Source organism: Lysinibacillus louembei (genome assembly GCF_033880585.1).
GTDB lineage: Bacteria > Bacillota > Bacilli > Bacillales_A > Planococcaceae > Metasolibacillus > Metasolibacillus louembei.
Map to the genome: position 1 here is coordinate 3,642,889 of NZ_CP137624.1, position 12,477 is coordinate 3,655,365.

Below are 12,477 nucleotides of genomic sequence, written 5' to 3' on the forward strand. Positions count from 1 at the left end.
TTATGTTGGAATCTACCCACTTTATATATGATGGCATTTCCTCTAAAGAAATGGGTATCAAAATCGGTTGGGCAAATGGCAATCTTTACAACGAAGCATTTCTGCCTCAGCGTCAAATCGTAGAAAAGCAAATTGCCAATAATCCTTCACCTTATTTTCAGAGAGTGGCACAACTGCCGCTCTCTTTTAAATTGTCCTTTTATCTTGACAGTTGGATAAAGGATCAAGATATAAGAAAAATCGCACGCTGGCTTTTTCAGCCTTATTACAAGCCTTTCATTTTTGATAGCAACCCAAATCGAATTTTTTATGCCTTAGTTGAAGGTGATTCTAGTTTAATCCATAACGGGCTTCATCAAGGTCATGTGGAATTAACAATTAGATGCAATTCCCCCTACTCCTATTCTCATGAGCATAGATTTGACCATTTGACATTCAGAGAAGCAGATAAAGGCTATCATCTTGAAGAGGGTATCTCCTCTTTCCCTGACGGCAATTTAAATAATATGGAAGTAACGTCCAATGGACTCACCATCGAAAAAATCGACAACTCTTGGGGAAGCTTATATTTAGAAAAAAAGAAATGGAGTGAAGTACAGTAATGGAGCTAACAAATGACTTAAAGTTAAAAATTGTAACAGAAAATACATTTGAAACAGATGACATCCAAGAAACCATTATAGCTTACGGAAATAATTTCAAAATCATTGAAAATGCTCTTGAAAAAAAGGCAAATTCCATAGACAAAATAAATAGTGGTACATATAAAATTGGACAAATTGTTTGGAATGGCTCCCCTTCTGTTAACACCTATGTAGGATGGGTTACAACAAGAGATGGTGTGCATGCAGAGCATTGGAAGGCAAAAAAAGAATATATCACTGGCGATTTAGTTAGAGCGCTTCCCGACACTGGCTATATTTATGAATGTGTTGTTGATGGTAAAAGCTCCGTTGCTCCCCCATCATTTTTAAATGGGATGAATCAAGAATTTTACGATGCAAGCGGAGCTGAATGGCGAGCTAGCTATAACTATCAAGTAGGCGATGTTGTCTTTTCTACGAATGGTAGTAAATTATTTTATTATGTTTGTGAAACAGCAGGCATTTCAGGATTAACAGAGCCTTCATGGTCGAGTATTCAAAATAATACTACTTTAATAGATGGCTCAGTCGTTTGGCGCAAAGCAAAAACAATTAAATGGAAAACAATTAACACTAGCTGTGAATTTAGACCATTTGGAAAAATTGATTAAAATGAGGTGTTTAACATGCAATGGAACACGCTCTTAAACTTAACAGGCACTTATATCTCGAAATCCCACGATATATCAAGCAATCTATCAAATTATGTAACCGTTATTCAAGCAAATATAATTAATACCCATTCACAATTAGTTGAATTTTATTTCTCTGTCTCCAATGACAATAGCGTATGGTCTGATTGGGCAGAAATGAATTTGCATAATAGTCACCTTTTATTAAATTATGATTTAAGCAAACTATATTTTAAATATAAAGTAGTTATGCATTCAAAAAATATGGATATTAAACCATACCTCCAATCCCTTTCTATAAGCTTCGAGCCATGTGAGATATTAGAAAATCTAGGTGATCTACCTATTAAGCCAAAAATCTGGATTCGTAAAAAAAATGGCAACGGAACGATTGCGTTAACTAATGTCAATACTAACCAAACATTGACCATTCAAAACTTAATTAATAACGAGGAAATTTATATTAATTGTGAAAAGGAAGATATTGTGTCTGACAGACAGCATTTAGGTGTGTATAGATATGATGACCATAATGGCGAATTTCTAGAATTGCCACTGGGGGTTAGCATTTTAAAAGGGTTTGGCGATTTTGATATGGATGTACGTTATCAAAATATTTTTATTCAAGAGTAATTGCATCATAAGGAGGTGAGATATTGAAACTAGGAGAAATAAATTACAGCCTGAAGCCCGATCAACCGAAAATTTTTCTATGTAGGCCCGATAAAAAGACAATTGCTCATATTCATGAGGCATATGAGATTACATATGATAAAAAACTGTCAGTATTAAATGAGCTATCATTTAAAATACCAACAATTTTGATTGAAGATGGCGTCCCTATTGATAATGAGCATATTGATAAAATTAAGCATAGATACTTATTAAAATTGAAGTATGGGCATGTCACCGAATACTTCCTGATTAATGATTCTACTAAGGCCTATAGCAATGATGAATATGTGCAGTACAACGCCCTATCATTAGGCGTCCAGCTAAGCGATAAAAATATACGAAGCTTTGATGTTGTTAGCCAAAACCTTTCCGAAATCGTCAAGGAGATTTTATCTTCCGTCAATACCAATTGGCAGCTTGGCTATGTTGACAGCTATTTTGAAAACATATATAGGAGCTACGAAGTTTCCTCCAACAATATATTAGAAATCATTTATGAATTAGCCAACATGTGGAATGCTTTAATTGTATGGGATTCAGTTAACTGTACAATCAGCTTTTATAAGCCAGATAATATTGGCAACAATAAAGGATTTTATCTACGTGACGGAAAGTATTTAGAAAGCTTCAACCTTTCTACTAATACCACGGAAACTATTACTAGATTAAAAGCTTACGGACAAGATGGACTTTCCATCCGCCGACTCAACCCTACTGGCCAAGCATACATAGAGGATTACAGATACTATATGTATCCTTTTAAACGTGAAAACGATCAGGTAGTAAGCCATTCACAATATATGAGTGATGAGCTATGTATCGCTTTAGAAAACTACCAGCAATTAATCGAGTCTCTCTCCGAGCAATTTGCCAACTTAACAGCTACTGTTACACAGCAAAAGGCGATTATTCAAACAGAGGAACAAAAGCTAAGCGCCTTGCACACAGAAAAAACAATTATTGAAAATGAATTAGATATTTCAAATGCCAATTTCCAATCCCATACAGCTAAACATGCTGATATTATTCAGCGCTTAGAGCTAAAAAGAGAGCAAGTTTCCTTACAGGAATCCTTTATTCGCGATTTAAAATATCAATTGCAAGACTACGAGGATGAATTGTCCATTTTAAAAGCCCAACTATTAAGAGAAAATAATTTCTCACAGGCTGAGTTGAAGGAGCTTTCCTATTTTGAAATTGAAAAAGAATATGTCAATGATGTCATTATCGATGAAGTAGATTTGCTTGAGGAAGCGAAAGAGGTTTTTCGTCAATACCTTGAGCCAAAAGTAAAATTAGATATGAGCTTAGTTGATTTTTTAAGTATCGTCGAGGCACAAAATGATTGGGATAAGCTTAGTTTAGGAGATGTAGTTCGTGTCCGTTATGACAGGCTGCAAGTTGAAATCAAAACTAAAATTACGGAAATTCGGCACGATTTTGAAGCTGCCTCTATCACTGTTACTATCTCCAACGAAATCGACGAAAAGAACACTTGGCTAGAAGCACTAAATAAAGCAGGCAGCACCTCTACCCTCGTTCAAATGGAAAAGTGGAAATGGGACTTATCTAAAGAAAATAACGGTGCGATTAATGATATCATTAACAATAAATGGGATTCTTTAAAAAATGCGATTATGGCTGGCTATAATCAGCAAATTGAAATTAGTGAACGTGGCATTATTGTAAAGGATTTAGAAGACCCTCTTAGTTGGCTTGTCATTCAAAATGGATTTTTAGCCATTACAAACGATAATGGTAACACTTGGAAGCATGCAATTTCAAAGGACGGTATTTTTGGAGAACGTATTTTTGGCAAAATTATATCAGGCGTCAATTTAATGATTGAGGATGAATCAGGTATTTGGATGACTCGTGGCTCCAGAACGACTATCTTTAATAGAAATGGCGATGAAGTCATGAGATTAGGGCTAGTTTCTGATAATCAATTTGATGAAAACGGAAATTTGATTCCTCAAGACAATGAGTGCTTTGGTCTTACTTCGTGGAACAGTGTTACAAAGGTAGCCTTGACTACATGTGAAGGGTTTTCTGTCAGTAAAAGAGATAAAGATGATTGGAAAAAAGTATTATGGGCAAACACAGACGGCATATTATATTCACGCAACATGGTAGCAGAGAATATTAAAATCGTAAACAACCTAGATAAAGTCATCTTAGATGCCGAAAATAATTATTTCGATATTGGATTGTTCGATAAAATCGTTGCAGATGGCAAGCTGACAACGCTCGAAAAGCTCGAAATCATTAAAGAATTGTATAAAATTCATTCTGATTATAAGCTGTTACTTCAGCAAGCGGAAAAATATATTCGAAGTGAACGAGATAATTATACGAATGTTGAGGGTGCATTTGATACCTTTACCCAAACCTTCCCTACTGTTCACTCCACTACCGATAAATATTCAACGAGCGCTTTACAAAATGCTTATCTTGAGCTACTCACATACATAGCTCATTACATCAAAGTCATCAATAATGGCTTTTTAGCATCACAAAATTTATTAATTGATATGACAGACCCATTAACTGAATCGACAAGCGTCATTGAAAATCGAGGCATATTTGTTCAAATGTTTAAGGATTACTATGATGAAGCAACTAGATTGCGCCAAGCCATTGAGGATTCCCTATTCTATTCTGGCTTACAAATGGGGCGCTACTATAACAATTTAATTATGAACGAGTTTGGCTTCATTGCGGTTAGAAGTGATGGCAAGTATAGAGCTTATTTAAATGCTACAAATGGACTTGCTCTTCAAAAATGGGAGGGCAACAAATGGGTAAGTAAATTATTTGCAACGCTTGGCGACCCCGATTGGGATGATGGCACACTGGTTGCAGAAGGTCTTGTCACTAAAAACTTGCGCATTTGGGATGGCGAAATGGATAAAATCACCTTCGATTGGTATGACGGGATTACAATCCATGGTGATAATGCCACCATTTTTTTAAATGCCAATGATGCGATTCGAATTACTGATTCGAGTGGCGATGATAAATTTTGGGTGGATATGGATGGCTTTTTATATGCGAAAGACATTACGACTCACAATCTAAAAATCGTTGATGGGAATCTAGGTGAGAAAATTGTTTTTGATCATGAAGAAGGTATTTCTATCTATGGAGAGAACGCTGACATCTTCTTAAATGCCAATGATGCGATTCGAATCAGGACTAAGAATGGCGAAGATAGATTTTGGGTTGATACTAATGGCATGCTTTATGCCAAAAAGTTAATCATTATGGACAGCTATGATGAAACGATTTTAGATGAGGTGACAGGCAGCTATATTTCAGATTTAACCGTTAATAAGCTAAGAACGCTCAATCGAAATTCGCCACAAGACCATGTGTTTATTGCAGATAATTATATTAAGCTATTAACAGGTACAGCCTCTTCTTCAGCAGTAGAAAAGTTCGTTCTAACTTTTCATGGCACAAGCGATGCAAGTTATCCCAAAATGACTTGGGGCTCTGGTGGTGCTAACAACAATAATATTGCCTATCAGTATAAAACACCCCAAGGCTTCTTCTTTGAATATATAGGTACGAACTCAAATAAACGTGAAATTGCCTTAGCTAACAATCCTGATGAATCTATTAGATTAAAAACAGAGGATTCTATTCTAATTAAGAGCGAACAAAAGCTTTTAATTGAAAATGGGATAAGCAAGCTGGAAATGACGCAAAATGCGCTTCGTTTAGAGTTTGGCTCCAGTAAAATTGAGCTGACTTCAAACGGGATTAAAATTAATGGGAATAGAATTGATTTAAATTAATGAGGTGTTACAATGGCAAGAATCGCTTTAGATGGCGCAGAAATGAATGAATCTACCGCAAGTGGACATATAAGCATCCAAAGATATCAAAGAACTGGAGACTCCGGTTATCCAGATTATATTCCTTATTATAATTGGGTTGGTGGATATTCAGCTGATGCAAAAGTAAATGGAAAAGCAAATGCAAGACAAACCCAAGTTTTCATTAATGGAAAAAATGCAGTATTGAATGGCGATAGAACAGAAGAGAATGATACATATACATTAGGAAGTAATGAAAGATATTCTAGTGGACAACATTCCAATGCAGCAGGCACTATCACAAATGGAAATTCCAGCAATGTTTATATTGGTGGGACATTAGTTAGTGTCGAAAATGCTACAGTAACAACACATGCCAATACTAGCACAACATTAAAAAATAATTACAGCACAAATGTTAATATAGGCGGATAGGCGGTGAAAAATTGACAACAAAACAACCTGTTAGTTATTTAGATTTTAATAACCCAATTCATATCATTTGGCGAAAAGGAACACCTGATGACCCTTTCGTTGATAGATTAGATATTACTCGTATCGTAAATCAGCGCATTGCTTTGCTTGAAATTCCTGACAACGTATATCGTGTAAGAATATCAGGCATGTTTGAAGTGAATTATGAAAAGTTTATAAAAAGCAGCTTAGAAAAAAACGAATTCTATTGTGATTACACGAATGGATTCGTTTTTTTTCACGCAGCAAAAGAAGCTGAAACCGTATCAGTAATGTACCGTGGTAGAGGTGTCCTTCTTTATCCAAGTAGTAGAATCATGCACTATGATGCTACAGCCAATGAATCGCTCTATGAAATTATTGAAAAATCGAAAGAGCAAGTAAAAGAATTGATAGACAAAACTGAGGATTTTGAAGAAATAATGGGACGAATGATTGTTGCCATCAATTCTTCCAATCAGGCAACTAATAATGCTCTCATTGCTACTGAAGATGCAAAAAAGGCAACGAAATTAGTTGATGATGCCTATCATACAACTGTTCTTATCTACCAGCCCTACGTACAAACACAGGCTGATATCGCAAAAAAATACCCTAATCCACAAGTTGGTTGGACTGTCCAAGTATATGACTCTGGTGTTCGTTATCGTTGGAATGGCATGGATTGGGTACCGATTGATGCGTTAGGTGGGAATATTCCTAATGCTACAGAATCCTATGATGGTCTTATGTCAAAGGAGCATTTCATTAAGGTTGAAGATATTAGTGAACAAACAGATTGCCGCACAATCGTTTTTATTTGTCCGCAAGAGATTTTGCAAGGTATTCAAGACCCACATATCGTTTTTCCCCACAACGGAGAAATTATAGATATTAAAGCTTTTGTCTCTAAAGCAGGGACAATGGATACGTTAGTAGACGTTGAGTTATCTCAGGATTTTATTAATTGGGCTTCTATTACTGATACCCCTCTATTAATTGATTCAGGTAGCTATAAAGACAATGGTTTGCATAAGCTTATCACAACAAAAATTAGTGAAAATGATGTAATCAGATTGAATGTGCCCTCTTTTAACACAGATACATACAATCTGACAGTAAATATTAAAATAAAAATTGACTAGAAAGAAGGAATTTTATAATGACAAAAGCACCTGAAGTATATTGGTATGAAGGAACAAATACAGTAGCAAATGAAATAAAAAATACAGTAAACTACGGTACTGTAGATGCAGATTCTATGTCTCCTACGAAAGTTTTTTACATTTGGAACAATCGTGGAGGAACAGAAGACTGCTCTAAAATGGAAGAAGTAACATTTACAACTCGTGACCGTAGTGGTGGTGATGGAGGTTCAAATGGAAATATTGTAGAAGCAGTTCGTGATAATTGGTTCCATGTACGAGTTGACAGCTTAAATGAAACAGCCTTTTTACCTGTTGGTAAAAGTGGCTTCAGTCCGACAAACTTAAGTGGAACAAAAGATTTAGGCACAACAGGTACTACCACAAATGTGAATGCTGCTACTGCTCAAGCTTGGTTAGCATCACAAGATTTAGCATTAGACACTTATGTAAAACCAACAAATGCTAATGGATTTATTTATAGAGTAGTGAAAGCAGGAACAACTGATGGAAATGAACCTTCTTCTTGGGCAACTGTAGAAGGAAACTCTGTTTTTGATGGCACAGTAGAATATGTAGCTATCAAAATTGAAAAAACACCTAACGCTAAGGAAATTTTAGGCTTCGCCAACAACACGGATGATGATGGCACTAATGCTGAGTTAGCAGGCGGTAACTTTGTTAAGATTTCTGTTTATGCAGACGTACCTATTACTGCATCAGCTGGTAAAAATCTGTTAATACAACGTGTTTCATATCGTTATGTATAAAAGTAACATAATGACATTTAACAAATAAAATATGGGCTTTACAGGGTATGGGACTCGTTCCCCTACCCTATTTTTATAGATTTATTATAAGAAAAACTTCAATGCAATGAAGGAGATTGATAAACATGTTATTTGCAGACTCACAAAATATACAAGCAATCAGTATTCCTTTTAATTGGAACGCTGATTATGCAAATGGAAAAAACTATGCTGAGTATGACCTACTCACACATAAAAAAAATGACTTTTACTTAATACAGAAAAATCAGGTCATTCGTTTTGGTTTGTTTGGTCAAGGAATGAAACTGTTTTTTGAAATGGCAGATGGTTCATTTAACTTAAATGGAAAAAGAATTGAAATTGAATACCATGCGGAAAATGGAGAAGTTTTTCATTTAACAACAAATTTTACAAACAAAGACCTTATCACATATAAAGAAGCTTATGCTGACTACAACAACGTTCAAGGAACTCAGCAATCAAGCTTAAAAGCCATTAACTTTGGCTACAAAACAACTTATAGGAAAGATGATATTCAATTATTCTTTCAGCCTATTGTCGCCCTCCCTTTTAATGAAAGTGCCTTTATTGAAGTGAAATTAACTTCAAATAAAGACTTAAATGGTTATTTAGTCTTTAAGTCAAGAGGATTGGAAGTGGAGCGCTTCTATGCTCCGCTAGAAGCAAACAAAGCAGGTCAATTGAATTGGACAATCAAATAATAGAAAGCGAGGCACTACATAATGAAAAGATTTTGGTTACACCTTCCTGATAAAAATGACTCCCTAGAAATAACAGCTATAAACAACAAGCTATCTTTATTTGAGTCTTCGAATGAAACAGCTTACACAATTGGCGTAGGAAAATACTCACTTGAAAAACTAGTAGAGAATCTTGTTAGTAAAGGTTTAGATGCTAGGATTGGCGAAATTAAAGCACCAAAAAGCTCAAAGCTAATTGTATTATTTTTAGACAATTCATTCACAAACATAAGCGGTAATTTTGTTACTTTTATTGGTGGTATTGAATCTATTGATACAGGTGATAGACAAGATGGCAATATAATTCAGATTTAATACTAGAAAGGAAGATATTCTATGACAATTGTAGGTGGTAACTTAGAACGCAAAGAAATAGGCTTACCTATTGGAGTTTCAGGTACTCACAATAATACAGAAATTGATTTAACAACAGGCTATTTACGATTAGCTCAGGTTGACACAGATGGTCAAGGAAACCCTGTTTATGCAGAGGAAGGTACTTGGGTTTCAGATGTGATTAATTTAGAAGACAAGTTTCATGATTTTGAAAAAGTGTTTGCCTCTAATATTGATAATGGCACTAGCTCATTTGCCATATTAACAAGAGTTTCAGATAACAATATCGATTGGTCTGATTGGGTTGCTGTAGGCTATGATGGTGCAATTTTATCTGATACGAAGCAATATATTCAGGTTAGGGTTGACTTATTTGCAGGGTTTGTGACGGATGTGTTTTTAATCTCTGAGTTTGAAAATGAAAATGATAAAAAACTATTTGAAAAAAGAGACTATATTGATACTATCAATGGTTTACGTTTAAAACGTGATTATGAGATTGGCATGACTGTGGATGAAACTTGGAATAAAGAAGGCAGTTTACATAGGTATAAAAATAATCGCAATGAGTTTACTCATGTTCATAAAATAAAACAACAATCCGCATTATTATTAAATGACTTTATTGAGGCTCAATTAGGCTCAAATCAAGTTCAGCCAAATTATCCTGATAGAACATTAGACAAGGCATTTGATAATGACCCCGTTACATATTGGGGTAGCATAACACCTGTTGCAAATAACGCTTGGATAGGCGCTAAATTCAAAGAAGCAGTAGAGATAGATACAGTAATACTAGACCAACCAACAGGAGGCTCAGCAGTAACTTCGATAGCAGTACAATATTCTAATAACGGCACTTCTTGGGTAAGTGCAGAGTTTGTTTCTGTGTCAGCAATTAGAAATAAAATTATTCTTAAAAAGCCCTTTAAAGCACAATATTGTAGAATACTTGCAAAAAGTAACCCTGAAACTAGTTCTTGGGCATGGGCAGTAAAAGAGATTAAGTTTTACGGCAGAAAGAATAAAACATTTTTTAAAGGTAATGATGGAATTTATCGAGCTTATAAACAAAAAGCTGAGAAATATAGCTTGAGATTTATAGGCTCTAGTTTCGTTAGGCTGTCTCAACGATACAATTACACTAGGTTTACTTTAGAAGCTTGGGTTAAGCCTATCGGCACAAATTTCCAACAAATTGTTTCAGGAATAGAATCAGCAGGGTACGGAATATCATTATCTGGAAACAAGGCTCATGGGCAAGCTTATATTAATGGTGCATATAGGGGTGTAACTTCAAATACGGTTCTTCAAGTTAATCAATGGTATCACATTGCTTTCACCTATGACCAATCTGCTCTTAAAATATATGTCAACGGAGAATTAGATAATGTTGTGAATTATGCAGGAACAGTAAAAAATTCAGGACAAACTTTCGCAATTGGAGCAAACCCCAACGCAGGCTCTGCCTATCAAGAGTATTTTAACGGAGAATTAACTGATGTTAGATTTTGGAACACGCCTAGAACAGTAGAACAAATTAAAGAGAATTTTTATGAGCTAACGGATTTTGACAATAGCCTAGTTGGTTGGTATAAGCTAAACGAAGGCACAGGAAATCCTGTGGATTATAGTAATTATAGTTTTGGCATAAGTGGAACAAGAAATATTAGTTGGAATATCAAAGAAGAAAGTACAACATCTTATTTTGAATTTAATACATTACCTACACTTGAAGAATTTCAACAATATGGTATGAATGACTATCTTCTCGATTTTCCTTTCTTTGATAGAAAAATAACAGCACTTCAACCTGTCCTAATGTCAGAAAAAAACGAAAATATAGGTGTTGATGAAACAGGAAAAATATTTAGCAAAACTATTGATTTAAAGAAATATTTTGATATTAGAAGTATGAGAGGTGAGATGAAATGGCAATAGTAACCCTAGACAGCAGTATAGGTACAGGTACACTAAGCAATGGAAATTTAACAAACACTGCATCTAACGGCATACGAATATCAACAGAATGGAAAAACAGTGGTAAATGGTATTTTGAAGCTTCTGTAGGAGCAGGTACGAGTCATAGAGTAGATATTGTAACAACAAATCCAGTTTTTGGTTCAGGTGCTTCTAGTTCATCCACACAATTTTTTTGGTCAAATAATGGAAGTCTTGGCGGAGCAGTGACTAGAACTTCGTTCACTGCCCCCTACGCAACAGGTGATATATTAGGTGTCGCATTGAATATAGATCATGGAGATTTAGAGTTTTTTATAAATGGAATATCTCAAGGTAAAAACATAGGTTTTTTAAATGATTTTTTCCCCCACAAGCCTATAAATATAGGTGTCGGTGGAAGTGCCTCTACTGGAACAAGAACAATGACAGTTAACTTTGGAGCGTCAGATTTCTCTCATAATATACCTAAAGAATATTATTCATATGATGGCAGTCAAAAGGGAATTATAGGTAAAGCCTTACTTTTAAGTAATGAGAAAACATACTCTTTATTAAAAGAAGATGTAAAAAACGTAATTCCTGCAATGACTTCGAATACTATTCCTTATGGTATTGTTAGAGCTAGTGGTTTCTACACAACGACTCCTGCTTATTATGGTTTTAATCACAATAATACAACAGAATCACAAGCATGGATAACAAATGCATCAAAAAATGGATGGTTATCTTATGAATTTACTTCTAAAAAGAGACTTGTAAGTTATTCTGTATCTAGTCAAATGAGTGGAGGTTCTACAAGCAATGCAACTTTAATTAATAGAGCGCCCAAAGACTGGACATTCGAAGGAAGTAATGATGATGGAATTACGTGGTCTATTTTAGATACTCAAACTAATCAAACTTCTTGGACTATTGGACAAAAAAGAAACTTTCTTATATCCAAACAAAATTTCTATAAAATATATAGAATTAATGTTTTTGCAAATAATGGTGACACATATTTATCTATTGGCGAGTTAGAGATGTTTGAGAGTCCTTATAATTTAATAGAAATGCCTTCTCATAAAAAAAATAATTTTGTTCAATATGGAGAAGACTCTTTTACAGAATTTAATACTATTTTCGCAAGTAAAAACTACATTTTACAAGACACTATTTCGGAAAACGAAGAAGGTCTTTGGACTGCACAATTAAATAGAAAACCACTCAGCATTAGTTTTGATTAGTGCTGAGTTTTAATTTGGTTTTCTTAATACAATAAGAAAGGAGTATTAT

General features: G+C 34.8%; 11 protein-coding genes. All 11 read left to right on the top strand.

The window, feature by feature from the left end; genetic code table 11:
• Positions 1–2 precede the first annotated feature (2 nt).
• Positions 3–602, top strand: coding sequence for a distal tail protein Dit (locus R6U77_RS18250; protein ID WP_319836725.1), 600 nt, complete (start codon positions 3–5; stop codon positions 600–602).
• Entirely contained in the window at positions 602–1,255 is a 654-nt protein-coding gene (locus tag R6U77_RS18255; protein WP_319836726.1) for a hypothetical protein, read from the top strand. Before R6U77_RS18250 ends, R6U77_RS18255 begins: the two co-directional genes overlap by 1 nt.
• A 15-nt stretch (positions 1,256–1,270) precedes the next feature.
• Positions 1,271–1,909, top strand: coding sequence for a phage tail domain-containing protein (locus tag R6U77_RS18260; RefSeq protein WP_319836727.1), 639 nt, complete (start codon positions 1,271–1,273; stop codon positions 1,907–1,909).
• 23 nt (positions 1,910–1,932) lie between these two features.
• A complete protein-coding gene (locus tag R6U77_RS18265) occupies positions 1,933–5,754 on the top strand; it encodes a phage tail protein (RefSeq protein ID WP_319836728.1) in 3,822 nt (1,273 codons plus the stop codon).
• Between the two features lie 12 nt (positions 5,755–5,766).
• Entirely contained in the window at positions 5,767–6,210 is a 444-nt protein-coding gene (locus tag R6U77_RS18270) for a hypothetical protein (protein ID WP_319836729.1), read from the top strand.
• Between the two features lie 11 nt (positions 6,211–6,221).
• A complete protein-coding gene (locus tag R6U77_RS18275; protein WP_319836730.1) occupies positions 6,222–7,373 on the top strand; it encodes a hypothetical protein in 1,152 nt (383 codons plus the stop codon).
• A 17-nt stretch (positions 7,374–7,390) separates the two neighbouring features.
• Entirely contained in the window at positions 7,391–8,143 is a 753-nt protein-coding gene (locus tag R6U77_RS18280) for a hypothetical protein (RefSeq protein ID WP_319836731.1), read from the top strand.
• A 125-nt stretch (positions 8,144–8,268) separates the two neighbouring features.
• Positions 8,269–8,865 carry a hypothetical protein gene (locus R6U77_RS18285; protein ID WP_319836732.1) on the top strand — a complete coding sequence of 199 codons (597 nt, stop codon included), beginning with the start codon at positions 8,269–8,271 and terminating at the stop codon, positions 8,863–8,865.
• Positions 8,866–8,886: 21 nt separating this feature from the next.
• Positions 8,887–9,219 (top strand): hypothetical protein, encoded by a 333-nt coding sequence (locus tag R6U77_RS18290; RefSeq protein ID WP_319836733.1) that lies wholly within the window; start codon positions 8,887–8,889, stop codon positions 9,217–9,219.
• Between the two features lie 21 nt (positions 9,220–9,240).
• Complete coding sequence (locus tag R6U77_RS18295; protein WP_319836734.1) at positions 9,241–11,181, top strand: LamG-like jellyroll fold domain-containing protein; 1,941 nt, start codon at positions 9,241–9,243, stop codon at positions 11,179–11,181.
• Positions 11,172–12,428: an SPRY domain-containing protein gene (locus tag R6U77_RS18300; protein ID WP_319836735.1), complete on the top strand. Its 1,257-nt coding sequence runs from the start codon at positions 11,172–11,174 to the stop codon at positions 12,426–12,428. The genes R6U77_RS18295 and R6U77_RS18300 overlap by 10 nt, the downstream gene beginning before the upstream one ends.
• The last annotated feature ends 49 nt before the right edge of the window (positions 12,429–12,477 follow it).